At 32.2% G+C, this 21,998-nt stretch carries 20 protein-coding genes, 2 riboswitches and 1 other annotated feature; of the genes, 18 read left to right on the plus strand and 2 right to left on the minus strand.

The features are described 5' to 3' along the window. Nucleotides 1-165 precede the first annotated feature (165 nt). Complete coding sequence (gdhA, locus tag KPL44_RS14610) at nt 166-1,503, minus strand: NADP-specific glutamate dehydrogenase (RefSeq protein ID WP_216251714.1); 1,338 nt, start codon at nt 1,501-1,503, stop codon at nt 166-168. A 680-nt stretch (nt 1,504-2,183) separates the two neighbouring features. Between gdhA and KPL44_RS14615 the strand changes: the two genes are divergently transcribed. From KPL44_RS14615 to KPL44_RS14650, 8 genes are all read left to right on the plus strand, one after another. Then, nucleotides 2,184-3,419 (plus strand): ammonium transporter, encoded by a 1,236-nt coding sequence (locus KPL44_RS14615; protein WP_253201782.1) that lies wholly within the window; start codon nt 2,184-2,186, stop codon nt 3,417-3,419. Nucleotides 3,420-3,438: 19 nt separating this feature from the next. Continuing rightward, the gene (locus KPL44_RS14620; protein ID WP_216251717.1) at nt 3,439-3,801 is read left to right on the plus strand and encodes a P-II family nitrogen regulator; all 363 of its coding nucleotides are present in this window, start codon (nt 3,439-3,441) and stop codon (nt 3,799-3,801) included. 435 nt (nt 3,802-4,236) lie between these two features. After that, nucleotides 4,237-4,497, plus strand: a complete 261-nt coding sequence (locus tag KPL44_RS14625; RefSeq protein ID WP_216251718.1) for a hypothetical protein — start codon at nt 4,237-4,239, stop codon at nt 4,495-4,497. Nucleotides 4,498-4,528: 31 nt separating this feature from the next. Next, nucleotides 4,529-6,112: an ammonium transporter gene (locus KPL44_RS14630; protein WP_216251721.1), complete on the plus strand. Its 1,584-nt coding sequence runs from the start codon at nt 4,529-4,531 to the stop codon at nt 6,110-6,112. A 53-nt stretch (nt 6,113-6,165) separates the two neighbouring features. Then, nucleotides 6,166-6,534 (plus strand): P-II family nitrogen regulator, encoded by a 369-nt coding sequence (locus KPL44_RS14635; protein WP_253201783.1) that lies wholly within the window; start codon nt 6,166-6,168, stop codon nt 6,532-6,534. A gap of 291 nt (nt 6,535-6,825) precedes the next feature. Further along, on the plus strand, nt 6,826-8,061 hold the full coding sequence (locus KPL44_RS14640) for an ammonium transporter (RefSeq protein ID WP_216251728.1): 1,236 nt from the start codon (nt 6,826-6,828) through the stop codon (nt 8,059-8,061). A gap of 32 nt (nt 8,062-8,093) precedes the next feature. Continuing rightward, nucleotides 8,094-8,456 (plus strand): P-II family nitrogen regulator, encoded by a 363-nt coding sequence (locus KPL44_RS14645; RefSeq protein WP_216107217.1) that lies wholly within the window; start codon nt 8,094-8,096, stop codon nt 8,454-8,456. Nucleotides 8,457-8,591: 135 nt separating this feature from the next. Continuing rightward, on the plus strand, nt 8,592-9,494 hold the full coding sequence (locus KPL44_RS14650) for a fumarylacetoacetate hydrolase family protein (protein ID WP_216251731.1): 903 nt from the start codon (nt 8,592-8,594) through the stop codon (nt 9,492-9,494). Nucleotides 9,495-9,575: 81 nt separating this feature from the next. Here KPL44_RS14650 and KPL44_RS14655 read toward each other — a convergent pair whose 3' ends face one another. Further along, the gene (locus KPL44_RS14655; RefSeq protein WP_216251739.1) at nt 9,576-10,619 is read right to left on the minus strand and encodes an aliphatic sulfonate ABC transporter substrate-binding protein; all 1,044 of its coding nucleotides are present in this window, start codon (nt 10,617-10,619) and stop codon (nt 9,576-9,578) included. A 257-nt stretch (nt 10,620-10,876) separates the two neighbouring features. Here KPL44_RS14655 and KPL44_RS14660 point away from each other — a divergent pair, with 257 nt between their 5' ends. The 10 genes from KPL44_RS14660 to KPL44_RS14705 all read left to right on the plus strand — a co-directional run bounded on the left by KPL44_RS14660 (nt 10,877) and on the right by KPL44_RS14705 (nt 21,979). Further along, nucleotides 10,877-11,161, plus strand: a complete 285-nt coding sequence (locus tag KPL44_RS14660) for a DUF2325 domain-containing protein (RefSeq protein ID WP_253201784.1) — start codon at nt 10,877-10,879, stop codon at nt 11,159-11,161. Nucleotides 11,162-11,210: 49 nt separating this feature from the next. Next, nucleotides 11,211-11,981 (plus strand): alpha/beta hydrolase, encoded by a 771-nt coding sequence (locus tag KPL44_RS14665; RefSeq protein WP_216251741.1) that lies wholly within the window; start codon nt 11,211-11,213, stop codon nt 11,979-11,981. A gap of 187 nt (nt 11,982-12,168) precedes the next feature. After that, nucleotides 12,169-12,269, plus strand: a riboswitch (SAM riboswitch). 138 nt (nt 12,270-12,407) lie between these two features. Further along, a complete protein-coding gene (locus KPL44_RS14670) occupies nt 12,408-13,694 on the plus strand; it encodes a homocysteine synthase (RefSeq protein WP_216251879.1) in 1,287 nt (428 codons plus the stop codon). A 27-nt stretch (nt 13,695-13,721) separates the two neighbouring features. Next, a riboswitch (SAM riboswitch) is annotated at nt 13,722-13,828 on the plus strand. 204 nt (nt 13,829-14,032) lie between these two features. Then, nucleotides 14,033-15,211 carry a trans-sulfuration enzyme family protein gene (locus KPL44_RS14675; RefSeq protein WP_216251743.1) on the plus strand — a complete coding sequence of 393 codons (1,179 nt, stop codon included), beginning with the start codon at nt 14,033-14,035 and terminating at the stop codon, nt 15,209-15,211. A 299-nt stretch (nt 15,212-15,510) separates the two neighbouring features. Further along, nucleotides 15,511-15,742, plus strand: a binding site (T-box leader). An 87-nt stretch (nt 15,743-15,829) separates the two neighbouring features. Beyond that, the gene (locus KPL44_RS14680) at nt 15,830-16,480 is read left to right on the plus strand and encodes a corrinoid protein (protein WP_216251746.1); all 651 of its coding nucleotides are present in this window, start codon (nt 15,830-15,832) and stop codon (nt 16,478-16,480) included. 54 nt (nt 16,481-16,534) lie between these two features. After that, a complete protein-coding gene (locus KPL44_RS14685; protein WP_216251748.1) occupies nt 16,535-17,602 on the plus strand; it encodes a uroporphyrinogen decarboxylase family protein in 1,068 nt (355 codons plus the stop codon). Further along, nucleotides 17,592-18,551, plus strand: coding sequence for a CobW family GTP-binding protein (locus KPL44_RS14690; RefSeq protein WP_216251750.1), 960 nt, complete (start codon nt 17,592-17,594; stop codon nt 18,549-18,551). The genes KPL44_RS14685 and KPL44_RS14690 overlap by 11 nt, the downstream gene beginning before the upstream one ends. A gap of 31 nt (nt 18,552-18,582) precedes the next feature. Continuing rightward, a complete protein-coding gene (locus tag KPL44_RS14695) occupies nt 18,583-19,242 on the plus strand; it encodes a DUF1638 domain-containing protein (protein ID WP_216251752.1) in 660 nt (219 codons plus the stop codon). 40 nt (nt 19,243-19,282) lie between these two features. After that, complete coding sequence (locus tag KPL44_RS14700; protein ID WP_216251754.1) at nt 19,283-20,305, plus strand: uroporphyrinogen decarboxylase family protein; 1,023 nt, start codon at nt 19,283-19,285, stop codon at nt 20,303-20,305. A 3-nt stretch (nt 20,306-20,308) separates the two neighbouring features. Further along, nucleotides 20,309-21,979: an ASKHA domain-containing protein gene (locus tag KPL44_RS14705; protein WP_216251757.1), complete on the plus strand. Its 1,671-nt coding sequence runs from the start codon at nt 20,309-20,311 to the stop codon at nt 21,977-21,979. Nucleotides 21,980-21,998 lie beyond the last annotated feature (19 nt).

The following is a 21,998-nucleotide window of genomic DNA, read 5'->3' on the forward strand; positions in this document are numbered from 1 at the left end:
GTAAGGTATTGTATTAATAATACCATAATTAATCCGTTGTTGTCAATATACGTTCGAAATTAAAAAGTGGCTTAAAAAACAACTAAAATAAAGGGTGGCTAATGGCCATCCTTTATTTTAGTTCATTCGGTGAAACTATTTTTTCAAAAAAACTAATAGCAAATATTAATATGCTATTCCCTCAGAATACATAGCATCAGCTACTTTAATGAATCCTGCGATATTAGCACCGGCAAGTAAATTACCTTCAAATCCATATTCTTTTGCAGCACTACTTGCTTTAATATAAATATCTGACATTATAGTCTTTAATTTATTATCAACTTCTTCAAATGTCCATGAGTATCTTATGCTGTTTTGTGACATTTCAAGTGCTGAGGTAGCAACGCCGCCTGCATTAACTGCTTTAGCAGGTCCAAAAAGAATCTTGCTTTTCAAGAATACATTAATTGCTTCTGAAGTGGAAGGCATATTTGCACCTTCTCCAACTGCTATACATCCATTCGCTATAAGAGTTTTTGCAGAGGATTCATTTATTTCATTCTGAGTAGCGCAAGGAAGTGCAATATCACACTTTATTTTCCAAATTCCTGAGCAACCTTCATGATATTCTGCAGTAGGATGGTATTTAACATATTCGCTTATCCTTTCTCTATTAACTTCTTTAATTTTTTTAACTGTATCTAGTTTAATTCCAGTAGGATCATATATGTATCCATTTGAATCACTTAATGCAACTACATTTGCACCTAGCTGTATAGCTTTTTCAGCTCCGTATATTGCAACATTACCTGAACCAGAAATTACAACTGTTTTATTTTTAAAGGAATTTTTTGTAGCTTTAAGCATTTCTTCAACAAAGTAACACATACCATATCCGGTGGCTTCTGTACGAACAAGACTTCCACCATAAGATAATCCTTTACCTGTTAATACACCTGTAAATTCATTTCTAAGCCTTTTATATTGACCATACATAAAACCAATCTCTCTGCCACCAACACCAATATCACCAGCAGGAACGTCAGTATCAGCTCCAATATGTTTTGAAAGCTCAGTCATAAAACTCTGACAAAATCTCATTATTTCTCTATCAGATTTTCCCTTAGGATCAAAGTCACTTCCACCCTTACCACCACCAATTGGTAGACCAGTTAAGGAGTTTTTAAAAGTTTGTTCAAATCCAAGAAATTTAATAATACTAAGATTAACTGAAGGATGAAGTCTTAAACCGCCTTTGTAAGGTCCGATAGCACTATTAAATTGGACACGAAAACCTCTGTTTACATTTACTACTCCCTTATCATCTATCCAGGAAACTCTAAATATAATTTGTCTCTCAGGCTCTACAATTCTATCAAATATTCCAGCTTCCATCCATTCAGGATGAGCTGCAGCAACTGGTTCTAGCGATTCTAGTATTTCTTTTACAGCCTGTTGAAATTCTGGCTCGTTTGGGTTTTTATTAATAACTTGTTGAGTCAAACTTGATAATAAACTCACTTTATGGCCTCCTCAAATATAATAAATAAATAAATATAAGTTGAATTTTAAAATTAATAGTTATCAATATATACAATTTTATAAAAATTGCATTTATCTATTATATATTCTACCATTTATAGAACGATTTTTCAACTTTTTAAAAGCCAGTTTTGATAACAATGATCAGTGGTAAGAACTTGTGGTGATATGCTACACCATAACAAATTAGTCGAGAGTGATTTTTATTAAATAAATTTTGCAAATAAACTGAAACCTATTAATCTAACATAACTAACAATGTTGTTATATTTTATTTGAAAACTTGGGTTTTATATGTTAAATAAACCATAAATCCATATTGAAGTTTATGTACAAGTGGAATATATGAGTATTACAAAAGGGATTATATATAAAATGAATTAAATTTAATGATAACATGCAATAATTTAGTTTTTAAAATTAAATTAAATATATAAATGTTAATGATTACATTCGAATTTATATGTTGCTTTTGCGTTAATGCACCTAGAATTGGCAGGTTATTCGTTAAAGAAATAGAATTAACAGAATATTAAAATACTTGACTTATGTTTCAAAAGTTAGTAAAATGATTTCTAATGGTAAGCAAAAATTCATTGTGACTACAATACGAATTTTTAAAAGCTAGGAATAATAATATTTAATTAGGGGGAATTTTTATGAACGCAATAAATACGACAGATACGTCATTTATGATTTTTGCAACGGTATTAGTAATGTTAATGACACCTGGACTTGCTTTATTTTATGGTGGAATGGTGAGAAGAAAAAATGTACTTAGTACTACAGTACACAGTTATACAGCAATGGTAATTGTATCGCTTCAATGGGTTTTAATTGGTTATACTTTATGTTTTGGAAAAGATTTTGCTGGTTTTGTTGGTAATTTTCAGTTTCTTGGATTGCATGGTGTAGGCTTTCTTCCAAATGCAGACTATGCAACTACGATACCACAATCAGTATTTATGTTATTTCAGTTAATGTTTGCAATAATTACACCTGCTTTAATTTCAGGAGCAATTGCTGAGAGAATGAAATTTCTTGCATTTGCAGTGTTCATTTTAGTATGGACAACATTAGTTTATGATCCAATTGCACATTGGGTATGGGGTGCAGGTGGATGGCTTAGAAATTTGGGAGCACTAGATTTTGCAGGTGGAAATGTAGTTCATATAAGTTCAGGTATATCTGCACTTGTTGTAGCACTTGTAATAGGAAAGAGAAAAAAATTAAAATCAATTACTCCACACAATCTTCCGATGACACTTCTTGGAGCAGGGATTTTGTGGTTTGGATGGTTTGGATTTAATGCAGGAAGTGCACTCGCTGTAAATGGTGTAGCACTTAATGCATTTATTACAACTAATACATCTGCTGCGGCATCTGCACTAGCTTGGTGTACATGTGAGTTAATTATTAGAAAGAAAGTTACATCGCTTGGGCTTGCAAGTGGTATAGTTGTAGGATTAGTTGCTATAACACCTGGTGCAGGTTTTGTAAGTCCGATGTCTTCCATATTGATAGGTGGAATAGGCGGCATAATATGTTACTTTAGCGTAACTGTAGTTAAACAAAAATTTGGATATGATGATGCATTAGATGCTTTTGGTTGTCATGGGATTGGAGGGATTTGGGGAGGCATAGCTACTGGCATTTTTGCTTCAAAGGCTATAAATTCTGCTGGTGCAAATGGTTTAATTCATGGCAATATTAAATTGCTAGGAATTCAACTAATAGCAATTGTAGCAACAATTGCATACTCAGCAATAATGACCTTTATTATATTGAAGGTACTTGGTAAATTTATGAGCTTAAGAGTAACAGCAGATGAAGAAAGCGATGGATTAGATATTTCTCAACATGGTGAGGAAGCTTATGGTGGTATAGATATTTAATAAAAAAGGGGGTACTATTATGGAAGAAAAATTTTCAAAAATAGATATTATTACATCTTCAAGTAAATTTGAAGAATTAAAAGAAGCTCTAAATGCGATTGGTGTAAGTGGTATGACTGTATCTAACGTTTTAGGATGTGGAATTCAAAAGGGCCACAAAGAATTTTATCGAGGACTCGCTTTAGATATTAATCTTTTACCGAAATTGAAGGTAGAAATAATAGTGTGCGATATTCCAGTAGAATTGGTTGTGGAAACAGCACAAAAGGTACTACACACGGGGAAAATGGGGGATGGAAAAATATTTGTTTATGATGTGAAAAACATTATAAGAATAAGTAATGGTGCTGAAGGGCGAGATGCTCTACGATATAACAAATGATAATATTAAAAAGTAATATATCGATTTAATTATATAAAAAACAAAAGTGCTTTCTACGATTTAATTAAATCGTAGAAAGCACTTTTGTTTTTAAGCAAAGGCATATTGTTGTCATAATGGATACTTGTTGTTATAGGTAATAAAAATTTCAAAAAAATATTTGATGAATTTATACTAGCTTAAAATCATTTTGAATATACTTATTTGAAAAAAGCCTATATTTAATACGTTTAATTCAAACTAATACAGAATAAAATAAAAAAATGATTAATATTAAAAGATATATTGCAATTAACTGAAAATGGTGATATTATAAATATTATATTATTTGCTATATAAATGGTAATAATAATCATAACTTACTAAAGAAGTAAAAACAAAGAGGAGGTTATATAAAACTAATTAATAATAACAAGAATCTAGGGGAGGAATTGTATGAAAAAAAAATATTCTATTATTACATTAATGGTTTTAAATACTTTAATATTACTTTCAGGAGTCCTGTTTATTGCATACAGTATTTATTTTAAGATAACTTTCAAAATTATTAATACTAATATCCCAGGTGCAATTGTTGGACTAACAGTTTTATATTTTTCATCACGCTATTATAAAATGATTTTAAAACTAAAGACTGAAATTAATGAGAAGGGAACCACTTTTTCTTGGTCAAATTTTAAACGAATAAAAAAATGATAAACAAGAATGAAGATAGGGGGGATATTAAATGAAAAAGATGACGAAAATTTCTATAATCACTTTGTTAACGGTATTATTTATAAGCATTTTTTCAGTTGTTGTATTTGCAGAAGGGGCAAGCGGAGATCCAACAGGTGTAAAAGCGGCTACGGTTAATCAGATAACAGCACAGATTGCTGGTAAACCAACATCTAGTGAAATAACAACACAAATTGCAAAAAATACATTGGGTGTTAATTATGTATGGGTTCTAATGACGGGAATGTTAATATTCTTCTTCCAGTGTGGATTTGCAATGGTAGAAACAGGTTTCTGTAGATCTAAAAATGCCTTGCATACAATGGCAATGAATTTTATGGTATTTATAGTTGGTGCAATAGGATATTTCTTAGTTGGATTTGCAATTCAATTTGGAGGGGTCGGAGGTTGGGCCTCACTTGGATCTGGAGTAGCAACACTAAATCATGAAGTATCTATAGCCGGGTGGGGTATATTTGGTACAAAAGGATTGGCACTTGCAAGTGGAGGAACTTATGATGTAGGGGTGTATGCATTATTCTTCTTCCAAATGGTATTTATGGATACAACTTGTACAATACCAACTGGGTCAATGGCGGAAAGAGTTAAATATTCAGTAGTTGTAATAAATTCTTTCTTCGTATCAATGATATTTTATCCTCTATTTGGTAATTGGATGTGGGGTGGCGGTTGGCTTTCTCAAATGGGTGTAAAGCTAGGACTTGGACATGGTGCAGTGGATTTTGCTGGATCGGCAGTAGTACATTCAATGGGAGGTATGATGGCACTTGCAGGTGCAATTGTTATAGGACCTAGAATTGGTAAATTTAGAAAAGATGGAACAGCAGTCGCATTTCCTGGACATGATATACCAATGGCAATAGTCGGAACTATAATCTTGTTTTTCTGTTGGTTTGCATTTAATGCGGGGAGTACAACTAATGCTACTGATTTAAGACTAGCAATAGTTGCAACTAACACAATGATTGCAGGAGCTGTAGGTGGATTTACAGCAATGATGTATATGTGGTTAAGATATGGGAAACCTGATCCGTCAATGATGTGTAATGGAGCTTTAGCAGGACTTGTTGCAATAACAGCTCCCTGTGCATTTGTAAATGGAATATCATCTTTTATAATTGGGATTATTTCTGGAATACTTGTATGTATATCAGTAAGAGTATTTGAAGATAAATTCAAAATTGATGATCCTGTTGGTGCAATATCTGTTCATTGTGTTAATGGGGTATTTGGAGTAATCGCTGTAGGGTTGTTTGCAGATGGGACCTACGGCGATGGTTTAAATGGAATTAAAGGTGGAGTTATTGGCTTATTTTACGGTGGTGGATTCAAACAATTAGAGGCTCAACTTATATGTGTTGCAGTATTGATTGTTTGGGGATTTGGATTATCTTATTTGTTTTATAAGGTGCTTGATAAAACAATGGGGCTTAGAGTATCTGCACAGGTAGAAATAGATGGTTTAGATGTTCCAGAGATGGGAATGCTTGCGTACCCAGATTTCGCATTAAATCCTGATAATATTGAAATATCAAGTTCTATAAAGGAAAGAATGATTCATACTAAAAAATAGATGGAAATGTTTATAAGTGTATTTATAATAGCTTTATAAAATAAAAGGGGGTTATGATAGTGGAAGAAAAATTTTCAAAGATAGATATTATTACATCTTCAAGCAAATTTGAGGAATTGAAGGAAGCCTTAAACGCAATTGGCATCAGCGGCATGACTGTGTCAAATGTTTTAGGATGTGGAATTCAAAAGGGTCACAAAGAATTTTATCGAGGACTCGCTTTAGATATTAATCTTTTACCTAAATTAAAGGTAGAAATAATAGTGTGTGATATTCCAGTGGACTTGGTTGTGGAAACAGCAAAAAAAGTACTACACACAGGTAAAATGGGTGATGGAAAGATATTTGTTTATGATGTGAAAAACATTATAAGAATCAGCAATGGGTCTGAAGGACGAGATGCTCTTCGGTATAACAAATAATTGCACTTAGAATTAAAGAAAAGCAGACCAACTTAATTGCATTAAGTTGGTCTGCTTTTTAGTTGTTATACTTTTTTGATAATAAGGCTCTACATAAAATAATAGCTATGAAGAATATATTAAAAAAATAAATAGTATCACTAAATTGTAATTTGATTAATAAAACAAAAAAGCTTGACTTTTGTCACAAAATTAAGTAAAATGACGCTTATTGGCAAGCAAAAATTCATTGCAACTGCAATGAAATTTTTTTTTGCATTTAGGAATAATATTTAATTAGGAGGAATTTCTATGAAGGCAATAAATGCTGCAGATATGTCATTTGTAATTTTTTCAACTTTATTAGTAATGTTAATGACTCCAGGACTCGCTTTATTTTATGGGGGAATGGTAAGAAGAAAAAATGTACTTAGTATTACAGTACACAGTTATGCGGCAATGGCTATTATATCAATTCAATGGATTTTAATAGGGTATACGTTATGTTTCGGAAAAGATTTTGCTGGACTTATTGGTAATTTTCAATTTATTGGATTGCAAGGAGTGGGATTTCTTCCAAATAATAATTATGCGACTACCATTCCACAATCAGTATTTATGTTATTTCAGCTTATGTTTGCAATAATTACTCCCGCTATAATTTCAGGAGCAATTGCTGAGAGAATGAAATTTTTCGCTTTTACAGTATTCATTTTACTATGGTCAATAATAGTTTACGATCCAATTGCACACTGGGTATGGGGTGCTGGTGGATGGCTTAAAAATCTAGGAGTATTAGATTTTGCAGGGGGATATGTTGTTGAAATAAGTTCGGGTATTTCAGCACTCGTTGCAGCACTCGTAATAGGAAAGAGAAAAAAGTTAAAAACAATTACTCCTCATAATATTCCTATGACAATGTTAGGCGCTGGAATTTTGTGGTTTGGATGGTTTGGATTTAATGCTGGGAGCGCACTAGCAATAAATGGTGTAGCATTAAATGCATTTATTACAACTAATACATCTGCTGCTGCAGGTATTATATCTTGGAGTATATGTGAGGTAGTAGCTAGAAAAAAGGTTACGTCACTGGGTATTGCAAGTGGTATGGTTGCAGGACTTGTTGCAATAACACCAGGTGCTGGTTTTGTAAGTCCTATGGCATCGTTATTAATAGGAGGAGTTGGAGGCATGTTATGTTTCTTTAGCGTAACGGTATTTAAACAAAGATTCGGTTATGATGATTCCTTAGATGCTTTTGGGTGTCATGGAATTGGAGGCATTTGGGGAGGACTAGCTACTGGTATTTTTGCTTCAAAAGCTATAAATTCTGCTGGCGCAAATGGATTAATATATGGTAATATTAAATTAGTAGGAATTCAACTGATTGCAATTGTAGCAATTATTGCATACTCAGCAATAATGACATTTATAATATTAAAAGTTATAAGTATATTTATGAGTTTAAGAGTAACAAGTGAAGAAGAAATGGAAGGACTAGATGTTTCACTACATGGTGAAGAGGCTTATGGTGGAATAGATATTTAATGAAATAAGTTAAAATAAAAGGGGGTACGGGTATGGAAGAAAAATTTTCAAAGATAGATATTATTACATCATCGAGTAAATTTGATGAGTTGAAGGACGCTTTAAATGAAATTGGTGTTAGTGGAATGACTGTATCTAACGTTTTAGGATGTGGCATGCAAAAGGGCCATAAAGAATTTTATCGTGGTCTTGCCTTAGATATTAATCTTCTACCTAAAATAAAAGTAGAAGTAATAGTTTGTGATATTCCTGTAGAATTAGTTGTAGAAACAGCAAAGAAGGTACTTCATACAGGGAAAATGGGTGATGGAAAAATATTTGTTTATGATGTTAAAAATATTATAAGAATCAGCAATGGTGCTGAAGGTCGAGATGCCCTACGGTATAATAAATAATTTAATATTAATAGATCAGCTTAATTACATTAAGTTGGTCTTTTTTTATAAAAAAAAGACTTTTTTGCTGTTTATTGATATAATTTTATTAAAACTGAGTTGAAATTTTAAAAAGTATAAAGGGGTCTTTTAATTATGAAATTTGTTACGTATATTAACAAAAGTAAGGAAAGCGTAGGAATTATTATTGGACAAAAGGTTATATATATCAATGAAATATACAATGCATTAGGTAAAGCTAGTGTTAGTTCTATGACTGAACTAATAGAAAGTTTTGAAGAAAACACAGTGGAAAAAATTAAAAATGCTATTAGTAGTAATAATTTTAATTATGTATCATTAAATTCAATTCAATTACTTGCTCCAATACCAAACCCCAAAAGAAATATATTTTGCCTTGGCAAAAATTATGTAGATCATGTAAAAGAAATTAAAAAAACTAAAATATCAGGTACTGGTATTCCAGAATACCCTATATATTTTACTAAAGTAGCATCACCTGCAATTGGAAGTGGTGATTTTATTAAATTTTCTTCAAAAGTTACAGCTCAGGTAGATTATGAAGTAGAGCTCGCGGTAGTAATTGGAAAAGAAGGAACTGATATTAAACCAGAGAATGTAGAAGAACACATTTTTGGCTACACTATAGTTAATGATGTTTCAGCTAGAGATTTGCAAGGAAAGCACATTCAATGGTTTAAAGGGAAAAGTTTAGACACATTTTGCCCTATGGGACCATGTCTAGTCCATAAAAGCGAAATTAAATTTCCTACAGAGCTAAATATAATATGTAGCGTTAATGGAGAATTAAGGCAAAATTCCAATACAAGAAATTTAATTTTTGATATACCATATATCATTAGTGATTTGTCAAAAGGGCTTACTTTAAAACCAGGTGATATAATTAGTACAGGCACTCCAAGTGGTGTTGGTCTAGGATTTGATCCACCTAAGGTTTTGAAAAATGAAGATATCGTAGAATGTTATATTGAGAATATAGGCAAATTAGTTAATAAAGTAATCGTTGTTAATGAATAGATACAGAAATTTAGAATAAATTAAAGGCATACTTTTTTTGAGAAGGTATGCCTTTAATTTAATATGTGTGTATTAGCTGTATTATTTTATTTGAGCTAGACCCTTTTCTTTTAAAACTTTATTTAAAACAGTAATATTAAATAAATCCTTAGTATCGGGTTCGGATTTTAAGAAACCTTCTTTAACTGATGATTTAACAAAATCAAGTACTGAGTCTTTTTCAGGATCATTTGTAATTGTTAATCGCTTAAAAGCAGCATCTAAAACATCATTAGATATTGATTTTTTAGTTAATTCAGTGATTTGTTTATTTACTATTTCCTTAGCTTTATCTGGATTTTTATTAATATATTCAGTTGTCTCTACGTGATTTTTTATAAAAGCTTCAACAATTTGTGGATGATCCTTTAAAAATTCAGTTCTAACAACTACTACAGCAGTAGTATATTTTCCTTCTCTAAATACATCTTTATAATCTAAAATAATATTTGCACTTGCCTCTTTAATTAGCCTTGATCCCCAAGGTTCAGGTACTAAAGCTGCATCTATATCTCCCTTTTGTAGTAAGGCTAAAATATCTGCGTTCTCTGCCTGCCTTACTTCTACGGTTCCACCTTTTGTTTTATCTTTAAGTCCATTGTCAGATAATATTTTCCTAAGAGTTAAATCTTGAGTGTTTCCAAACTGAGGAACTGCGATTTTCTTGCCACTTAAATCTTTTAAATTCTTAATAATTATGCCTTTTCTAGAGACAAATATTGCTCCTGCATCAGTTGCGCCTGCAATAATTTGAACATCACCTTTAGATTTTACAAAAGCATTTATAGCTGGTCCGGGTCCTATATATCCAATATCTATAGCTCCTGCAAAAAGTGCCTCTACTTCTGCGGGTCCTGCATTAAATAGTTTCCAATCTATTTTGTTCGCTGCTCCTATAGCCTTTTGAAAAGTACCTTGATCGCGGCCTACAAGCGCTTGTGCATGGGTTATGTTTGGAAAATATCCAACTCTAACATTAACAGCCTCACCTTTTGTTTCTTTTGATGAGCAGCCTGAAAATGTCCCAATAATTGAGATACCTAGTAATAATGCGATTGAAAATTTGAAAACTTTTGAATTTTTCATTTTGTCCCCCTTATATTAATTATTTCACAATCCTAGTATTGCGGTATGTTTAATATGATATGTAATAGTTAATATATTAGTTCCTAAATAAAAATATGTCAATAGTTTATTTTTTTATAAATATGTTGCAATTCCGGTTGAAACATAGTAATATACTAGGAATAGTAGGTATTGAATAGTTTGAAAGTTCAAAAAATATAACAGTAAGAGGAAGGCGGTGAAAACTATTTGAGAATAGGGGGTTAGAGGATTCTTGAATGGCGAGGGCTATGAGTATGTTAATTGTAGGTGGGGATAATATTGAAGTAATAAATTGCAATCTTTGTAAATATGGATATTGTGTATCTAAACACATAAGTGGTCGTAAGAACAAACATAAATGTATCGAAATTCCTAAAGACATTGATTTAATTTTAGTTTTAACCGATTTTGTTAGCCATGGAGTAAGTAATCATATAAAAAAAGAGTCGAAAAGGCTTGGTATAAAGACTATATATTCAAAACGCTCATGGTCCTGTGTTGAAAGTTCATTAGTGGTATAAATAGAGTTTAAATACATAAAAATATAACAATAAAAGGGGGCATACTTGAATGCAGAAGGTAGTTGAAATTGATAGTGAGAATTTAAGGCTTAGGGGCATGCTTCATATTCCTGAAAATATAAATAATAAGGTACCGATAGTTATAATATTTCACGGGTTTTGTGGTGATAAAATGGGTCCACACTTCATATTTGTAAAGTTATCTAGATTACTTGAAAAGGCTGGAATAGCGTGTATAAGGTTTGACTTCGCAGGAAGTGGTGAAAGTGATGGAGATTTTATAGATATGACTATGGATACCGAGTTAAAAGATGCAAATAACATTTTAAATTATGTAAGAACATTAGATTTTGTAGATAATGACAGAATTGGAATTGTAGGGTTAAGCATGGGAGGTGCGATTGCTAGCATGCTTGCAGGAGAAAGGAAAAGTGATATAGAAACATTGTGCTTATGGGCACCTGCAGGAAATATGGGTGAAATAATTTTAGAGAAACATTATATTGGGGCGGGTTTTGAGGAATTTATGCAAAATGGCTATTTTGATGTTGAAGGATTACTTGTAGGGACGAAATTTGTGGATAATGTTAAAAATATAAAAATATATGAAAAAGCAGCTGAATATGATAAAAAATCTCTTATAATCCATGGAGACAAAGACGATGTAGTTTCATTAAGTGCATCGCAAAAGTATATCGATTTTTGGGGAGATTCCTCTTTATTTAAAGTGATTAACGGAGCAAATCATACCTTTGACAAACGTGAGTGGGAAGAACAGGTAATTGATAGTACAATAGAATTTATAGAAAAACAACTTTAATTAATCATATTATTTACAAAAAAATCAATAATATTCTTGACATTATATTAAAATAGTATTATTATAATAACAACATACAAATAAACATATATGAATACTTGGTATTAATAACATGCAACACTTAATAGTAAGTATAAAAAATTTATAATCATAGCGAATAATGTTAAAAGTACAACTAAATAAAAACTTCTTATCAAGAGTGGTGGAGGGACTGGCCCTATGAAACCCGGCAACCTAATTTAAATTAAAGGTGCTAATTCCAGTAGGTTTAAACCTTGAAGATGGGAAGCTAATAGACAGGTAAATTATCCTTCTATAGCTAGCCTATAGGGGGATTTTGTTTTATTTAAAAGTTTTAAATCATAGCGGTATTTTTATCATACAAAATATTAAAATCAAAAATAACTTATAAAAAGGGGACAAATTATTATGAGCGAGAGAAAATTTAGTTTTGAAACATTACAAGTACATGCTGGGCAGGTTCCAGATCCTACTACAGGATCAAGGGCAGTTCCAATTTATCAAACATCATCTTTTGTTTTTAAAAATGCAGATCATGCAGCAAACTTATTTCAATTAAAAGAACCTGGAAATGTGTACGGAAGAATAATGAATCCAACTACAGACGTTTTTGAAAAGAGGGTAGCAGAACTTGAAGGTGGTGTGGCAGGACTCGCTACAGCATCAGGACTTGCTGCAATATTCTATTCAATACTTAATGTAGCTAGTGCGGGTGATGAAATAGTATCAGCAAGTACGTTATATGGTGGTACTTATGAATTATTTAATGTTACTCTTAGAAAACTTGGAATTAACGTAATTTTTGTTGATCCAGATGATCCTGAAAACTTTAGAAAAGCAATAACAAATAAAACAAAGGCACTTTATGGTGAAACAATAGGAAATCCCAAAATAAATGTTTTAGACATAGAAGCAGTAGCAAATATTGCTCACGAGAATAAAATACCACTTATTATTGACAGTACATTTGCAACTCCGTTCCTCTCACGCCCAATTGAGTTTGGAGCAGACATAGTTATCCATTCTGCAACAAAATTCATTGGTGGTCATGGAACTACTATTGGTGGAGTTATAGTTGATGGAGGTAAATTTGATTGGAGGGCAAGTGGCAAGTTCCCAGATTTTACAACTCCAGATAAAAGCTATAATGGCCTTGTATATGCAGATTTAGGTGCTCCTGCATTTGCTTTAAAGGCTAGAGTACAACTTCTACGTAACACTGGTGCAACCCTTAGCCCTCAGAGTGCATTCTTATTTCTTCAAGGACTAGAATCATTGTCTTTAAGAGTTGAGAGACATGTATCAAACGCTAAAAAAGTAGTTGAATTCTTAAGTAAGCATCCCAAAGTAGCATGGATTAATTACCCAGAACTTGAAGGAAGTAAATATAAAGAATTATCTAAAAAATATCTACCTAAGGGGGCAGGATCAATATTCACTTTTGGAATAAAAGGTGGACTTGAGGCTGGAAAGAAATTTATTAATAGCGTAGAACTATTCTCATTACTAGCAAATGTTGCTGATGCAAAATCACTTGTAATTCACCCATCTAGCACAACACATGCAGAACTTAATGAAGAAGAACAAAAAGCAGCTGGAGTTACTCCAGATTTAATAAGACTTTCAATTGGTGTTGAAGGTATAGACGATATTATATACGATTTAAAACAGGCACTTGATAAAACAATATAATATAAAGTATTATTTAAAACTAAATATGACTTATCGAGAGAGGTAGAGGGACTGGCCCGATGATACCCGACAACCAGCATTTTTTAATGCAATGGTGTAAATTCCATCAGATTGTAAAATCTGAAAGATAAGGATGTTAGCAAATTTTATTGGACATTATATTGTTTACTAAAGTTAATTATGCTGCTCTCCTTATGTGAGAGCAGCTTTTTATTACCCAAAATAGTGAAGCCTAAATTTTATTAGATTGTAAATATGTTTTAATCAAAGGAAATAAAGATGAGTATAAGAAATGTGGTACGAGATTTTTCAAACATAATTTCCAAGGAGGAATTGTAATGACTAATAAAAGATATTCAAAATTCATAACAAATTGTGTTCATGCTGGCAATGGTATTGACAAAGAAACAGGAGCGATTAGAAGACCATTAACTATGGCAAACAGCTACAGGCTGCCAGATGATGCATCTAAGCTTAATTGGAGTGGCACGGATGAATTAATCTATACTAGAACTACATCTGCAAATCAAATATATTTACAGGAAAAATTAGCTACTCTTGAAGGCGGAGAAGATTGTGTGGTTTTAGCTACGGGGGTAGCAGCCCTTGCAGGAGTATTCTTTACTTTCCTTAAATCAGATTCACATATAATATGTACAAATGTTTCCTATGTAGCTGTCTACAGGCTACTAAATCAATATTTTCCAGAGAAATATGGTACAGAAGTAAGTCTTGTAGATACAACAAATCTAGAGGAAATTAAAGCAGCTATAAGACCCAATACAAAGCTTATACATATAGAAACACCTGGAAATCCTACTACCAGAGTAAGTGATATAGAGGAAATAGCGAAAATAGCAAAAGCGGCTGGAGTACTTTTAAGTGTTGATAGCACTTTTGGAACACCTTATTTGCAGCAGCCATTGGCACTCGGAGCGGATTTAGTTATTCATAGCCTTACAAAATATATTAATGGACATGGAGATGCTATGGGTGGTGCGGTAATAGGAAAAAAAGAATTAATAGATAAAATAAAACGTGAGGCTATGGTAAACATAGGAGGTGCAATAAGTCCATTCAATGCATGGCTAATAATGAGGGGAGCTGTGACACTATCTCTAAGGATGAGGCAACATAGTGAAAGTGCCTTGAAGATAGCTAAATTTCTTGAAGCACATCCATCAATAAGTTTTGTGGCTTATCCGGGACTAAAAAGTCATCCACAACATGAAATAGCAAAGAAACAGATGAGTGCATTCTCAGGAGTAATGTCCTTTGGACTTAAGGCAGATGTTACAACCCATAATAAGTTTGTAAATTCTTTAGAACTCATAATTTCTGCGGTTTCTATAGGTCATGATGAAAGTCTTATAGTTTATACTGGACCAACGGATGAAAGAAATCATTTCTATCCAAAGGAATTTCAAAATGGACATCTAAGATTTAGTGTCGGGCTAGAAGATCCAGATGACATAATAGCTGATATAGAACAAGCACTTAAAAAAAGTGAATTATAGTATGCAAGTTAATTGTTTATATAGATAAGTAATAATGTACAACAAAGAAAGGCCATAAGAATAATGGCCTTTCTTTTATTATACCCGAATTGTGGAACAATCCTGGAACTTTAAGTCGTCTAAAACTTCTTATATAATAATAAAGATTTAATAGTAAGTTTTTAAGCATATACCACAAAATTACATTAAAGAATACAAATATAGGATTAAAGTTAAATGTTTAAATACTTGAAAAAATGACTTGACAAAAATTTAATATAGCATATAATAAAATTATAACTAATCCTATATGAATACTATGAGATGCGATGAAGAAGGAAAGTATTATATTGAACGGGTACAGAGAGGAAGCGCTGCTGAGAAGTTTCCACCTGAATATATATGAAGTGCCCTTTGGAGTATGGACCTGAAATTAAAGTAGGGGACTACGGGTTCGCCCGTTAAAGCGATAAAGCATTTTGTGCTTGGATTTAATTCATATTTATAATCAATTAGAGTGGGACAGCGAAGTTTAAAAGCGACGCCTCTATAATAGGGGGCATTGCTTTTTTGACTTTAAAAATATAATCATTGGGAAATGTAGTAGGAAAATGCCAATAATAAAATGGGGGTTAAAAAATGTCAATCAACAAAGAGGAACTGTATAAGAAATTAGCTGATACTGTAGTAAATATGGAGGAAGAGGAGACAGTAGAAATTTGTGAACAGGTCATTTCTGAAAACTTGGATGCTTATGAGGCTATAGTAAATGGATTGTCAGAAGGTATGGATCAAGCAGGAAAACTTTTTGATGAAGAGGAGTATTTTGTTCCAGAACTTTTGTTATGCTCTGATGCTATGTACGCAGGTTTAGATGTACTTAAGCCACATCTAAAAGCTAAAGATAATAAGGACAAACAAAAGGTAATTATAGGTGTTGTTGAAGGTGACACTCATGACATTGGTAAAAATCTTGTAAAAATTATGCTTGAAACTGCTGGTTTTGATATTATTGATCTAGGAAGAGATGTTCCACCATCTGTTTTTGTAGAAAAGGCAAAAGAAGAAAAAGCCAAAATAATAGTAATCTCTACGCTTATGACTACTACAATGGAAGGTATGAGTGAAGTAATTGAGATTCTTAATAAAGAAAATATAAGAGAAAATTTTAAGGTTATGATAGGTGGAGGACCAATATCTCAAGTATATGCAGATAAAATTGGAGCAGATGGATATTCAGTAAATGCGGCAGAAGCTGTAAAACTTGCTAAAAGGTTAGTGCAAGCATAGAACTCATTTTAACTTAAAGTTGTCTTAATTTTAAAAGAATAGGGGGAAAATAATATGTCACTTATACAAAGAAAAGATGAACTAACTTCACTTGAACGGGTATCTTTAACGCTTGCACGTAAGGATGTAGACAGAATTGCGGCTGTTCCACTAGTTTGTGGTGCTTCATATAGAGTATTAGGTACAAGATATGATAAATGGTCTAATGATGCAGAAGTAGCAACTAAAAGTTTGCTTGCAGCTCAGGAATTAATAGGACAGGATGCATTTCTATTGCTTGTAGATCTTTCTGTTGAAGCTGCTGATTTTGGACAAGAATTACTTTTTCCAAAGTATAGTACAGCATACCCTGATTTTAATAATCAATTAATTAATGCAACTGATGAATATAACAAGGTTAAAAAAATAAATCCTCGCGAGACAAAACGTATGAAACAAGTTATTGATATTATAAAAGGTCTGTCTAAGGCAAAAGGGAATGAAGTAGCAATTCTTGGTTTCATATATGGTCCTCTTGGCGTATTATCTCAGATGAGAGGACATAAAAATTTATTTACGGATCTTATTCGTCATCCGCAAGAGGTACTAGCTGCAGTTGATATTATAACTGATGTACTTGTAGAATATGCTAAAGCACAAGTAGATGCAGGGGCTCACTCTGTGTGCATTGATCCATTATATTCTTCGTCAACAGTACTTAGCAAGAAAACATGGGAGAAGTTTGAAGGCCCGTATCTTAAACGTATTGCTGATGCGATAAGGGAGGCAGGTGCAGCAGTATCAATACACAATTGTGGTGATGGAGTGTATTTTGAAGAGGTAATAAAATGGTCTAATCCTATAGCAATATCTGTAGCACATCCTGCACATGGCTCTAAAACATGGGAGGAACATGCAAAAACATGGGGAAAGAAAGTCATTACTATTGGATACTCAGATCCAGCAACTACTGGACTTAACATGTCTACTGATGAGGTATTAGAAGATTGTAAAAGCCAAATTGACTTATTTAGGAAAAATGATGCGGGGTTCATTCTTTCAACTGGTTGTGAATTTCCTCCTAATGGTAATTTACTTAGTGCAGCTGCGATGGTTGAGGCATCAAGAAGATATGGAAGATAAGATAAAAATTGATATTTTTTCTGGCTTTTTTGGTGCAGGAAAGACAACATTAATAAAAAAATTAATAGATGAAGATTTATATAATAAAAAAGTTGTCATTATTGAAAATGAGTTTGGCGAAATAGGTATAGACGGGATTTTTTTAAAAAAATATAATATTGAGGTTAAGGAAATAAATGAGGGATGTATTTGCTGTTCAACTTTTAATGATTTTAATAACACAATTCAAGATATTATTGATTCAAATAAAATAAAAAGAATTATTATTGAACCATCAGGTGTGGGAAAGTTATCAGAAATACTTGATATTGTAAAAAAATTTGAAATCAAGAATAATGTAATTATAAATATGGTTACTACTGTTGTTGATGTCACAATGTATGAAGATTTTATTGACTTCTTCAGCGAATTTTACAAGGATCAAATTATCTATGCGAATACTATAGTGCTAAGTCGAACACAAAGTGTTAATTATGAGGAATTACAAAATGTAATTTCGAAAATAAAGAAGTTGAATAAAAAAGCAAATATTATAACAACGCCTTGGGATGTTTTAAGTGGGAATAATATTATTATGGCTTCAGAAAAGAATGGTAGACAAGAATTATTTAACGAAGTAAATATAATTAAAATTCCAAAAGCGAAAGCAAAATTTCGAATTGCAAGAAAAATATTGGCAGAAGATATCTTTAGCAGTTGGGGAATTGAAACACCTAAAGTTTACAACATTGAAGAACTAAAGCGTATATTTAATAATTTGAAAGATGAAAAATTGTATGGAAAAATAGTGAGAGCGAAAGGAATACTACAGGTAGATGAGAATAAGTGGATCCAGTTTGATTATTTACCAAAACAATTTGAGGTAAGGGAGGTTAGGCCAGATTATACGGGGCGAATTTGTGTAATAGGAATTAACTTAAAGATTGAAAGCTTAATAAATATTTTTTAATCTAGTTATGTGATTTGTAAGGAGATATAGAATGAAGATAAAAGTAATAGCTTGTGAGGTTATGAAAGAAGAGATGTTATCAATAAAGCCATTAGCTGATGAGGACTTTGAGTTTGTATCGATGGATTACCATCTTTATCCTCAAAAACTAGGCACTGAGCTCCAAAATATTATTGATAGATCTGTGGATTATGACAGAATTATTTTAGCTTTTGGTTTGTGTGGTGGAGCTGCAAATGGGTTAAAATCAAGCAACTGTAAGCTTACAATACCCAAAGTACATGATTGTATTTCTGTATTTCTTAGTTCAGGTGAAGGATGTGTATGTGATTTTAAAAAAGAGGTAGGAACCTTTTACCTAAGTTGTGGTTGGATGATCACAGAAAAATCAATACTTTCCGATCATAAGCGAATTCTTGAAAAATTTGGATCTAAAAAAGCTTTTAGAGTTTTAAACAGGATGTATGACGGCTATAAAAAGGTGCTATTTATTCGTACAGGATATCCGTCGGAGGACGAAGTAATAAATCAATCAAAAGAAATAGCTTCATTAATTAGTTGTGAACATGAAATAATTCAAGGGAAAACCTCTTTTATTGAAAAGATTATAAGAGGACCATGGGATGATACAAATTTTATAAACAAAGATCCACTAGGAATTCTTACAGAAGAAGACTTTGGGATACATTAAAATTTATTATCAATATAAAATGCAAAAGGAGAGTTGCTTTATGAATGATCTAACTCCAAAAGAGAGAATACAACGCACATTTAAAAAGCAAACAGTAGACAGACCACCTATAATTTGTCCGGGCGGGATGATGAATTCTGCCATTGTAGAGGTAATGAATAAAACAGGTCATAAACTTCCACAAGGTCATCATAACAGTAAGATAATGGCTGAGATCGCAAATGATGTACATCAGAATACAGGCTTTGAAAATTTTGGGATACCATTTTGCATGACCGTTGAAGCGGAGGTTCTAGGAAGTGAAATAAATTATGGGAATCTTTTTTGTGAACCTAAAATACAAAAAGAAGTATTTGCTACAGCATCTGATGTAGTATTTAAAGAATTAGGGGCAATGGAGAAAAATAAAAGAGTTAATTCAATAATTGATGCTACTTATACATTGTCTAAAAAATACCCTGATGTTCCTGTAATCGGAAGTCTAACAGGTCCTATTAGTACAGCGGCTTCTTTGGTAGATCCTATTTCTTTCTTAAAAGAATTAAGAAAAAATCCAAGTATCGCCCATAGTGTTATTGATTATGTAAGTAATCATATTATAGAACTCGCAACATTAATGATAGAAAATGGAGCAAATGTAATTTCTATTGCGGATCCTACTGCAACGGGGGAGATATTAGGGCCAAAGATGTTTGACGAATATGCAGTTAGATATTTAAATAAAATTATTAATGCGGTGCATGCTATGAATACACCCGTAATTGTTCATATATGTGGAAAAATGAGTGCAGTAAAAAAATATATACCTAAAATTAAATCTGATGCCATAAGTACTGATTCGTCTATCAATTTAAAAATACTTAAAGACGAATATCAAGGACTTACTACAATGGGAAATGTAAGCACATATCTTTTAGAATTTGGAGATGAAGAAAAAATTGCAAATCAAACAGCAAGACTTGTAAATGATGGAATTAACATTATATCACCAGCTTGTGGACTTAGCACATCTACACCATTAAAAAATATAGAATCAATGACAAAAATAGTGAAGGGGTCTTAGTTCATGGTAAAAGTAAATTTTATTACAAATAATAAGTCAGTTACTGTGGAAAAAGGAACTACAATACTTACAGCAGCAAGAAAGGTAGGAATCGTTATAGAATCACCATGTAATGCAGTTGGGGTATGTGGTAAATGCAAGGTAAAAGTTGAACTAAGCAACTTAGTGGATATAATTCAAGATGGAAACCATCAGTTGTCAGAGAAAGAGAAAGCTCAAGGTTTTATATTAGCTTGCGGAGCTAGGGTAATGGCAGATATAAATGTAGAAATAATATCTAAAAATTCAAATAAGACGCTACAAATATTAAATCATGGTGAAAGCTTCGATATACAATTAGACAGTTTTATTAGAAAAGAATATAAAGATAATGGAAAGACGAATGTGTATGCAGGAGATGAAATAATAGGCGAAGAGGAGGGTGATACTACAGCATTAATTTACGGCGTAGTTGTGGATATCGGAACTACAACTTTAGTAGCAACATTAGTTAATATTAGTACAGGTGAAGAGATTAATTCAGTTTCAGCATTAAATCCACAAAGTATTTATGCTCAAGATGTTTTATCTAGAATAAAATTTGCGTCGGATGAAAAAGGACTTAATATAATGTATTCTTCAATAATCAAAGAAATAAGCGGATTAATTGAAAAAAACACTAAAGAAACAGGGATAGATAATAAGTATATATATGAAGTGATTTTTAGTGGTAATACATGTATGATTCATCTTGCAGCTAATGTTAATCCTTATTCTTTAGGCAAATACCCATATACTCCAGTAATAAGAGGCGGAAGTTATTTAATTTCTAAGGAGCATAAATTAAATATTTCAAGTAATGGATTAATATATTTACCTCCTATAATTTCATCCTATGTAGGTCCAGATATAACATCTGGTATATTAGCAACAAGGCTTCAAGAGAGAAAAGGTACCACATTGTTTGTTGATATAGGGACAAATGGTGAAATGGTGATAGCAAGGGATGGTAAATTATCATCAACATCTACTGCGGCAGGGCCAGCTTTTGAAGGCATGAATATAACTTATGGTATGAGAGCGCAAAGAGGTGCTATAGAATATTTCAATATAGAAGAAGATGGGTCAATAGAAATCAAGACCATTGAAGATGGAGATCCAATTGGTATTTGTGGTAGTGGTCTTTTAGATATTGTGGGGGAGTTAGTTGCAAACAAAGTTATTGGTAAAAGTGGTAGATTTGTTTCCATAGAAAATTCTAATTTACCAGAGATTTTAAGTGAGAGATTAGTAAAATTAGATGGTAAAAATGCTTTTAAAATAGCAGAGGGAATATTTCTTACTCAAAAGGATATAAGACAAGTTCAGTTAGCAAAAGGTGCAGTAAGATCGGGAATTGAATTTCTTATGTTAAGCAAAAATGTAGAGGCAACCGAAGTTGATAAAATACAAATAGCTGGCTCATTTGGCTATCATCTAAGATCAAAAAGTCTTACAAACATTGGACTATTGCCAAAAGAGTTTGAAGGTAAGATAGATTTTGTTGGAAATACATCTAAATCTGGCGGTCATGCGTTTTTATTAAATAAAGAATATAGAACTGAAATGGAGAAAGTTGTAAAGGACATTGAAGTTGTTGAATTATCAAATGGTGAGAATTTTGATAAGATTTTTGTTAAAAGTTTATCTTTCTAAAAAAGTAAGGAGAAAATAA

The organism is Clostridium sp. DSM 17811 (assembly GCF_018861905.1).
Classification (GTDB): Bacteria; Bacillota; Clostridia; order Clostridiales; family Clostridiaceae; genus Clostridium_AD; species Clostridium_AD frigoriphilum.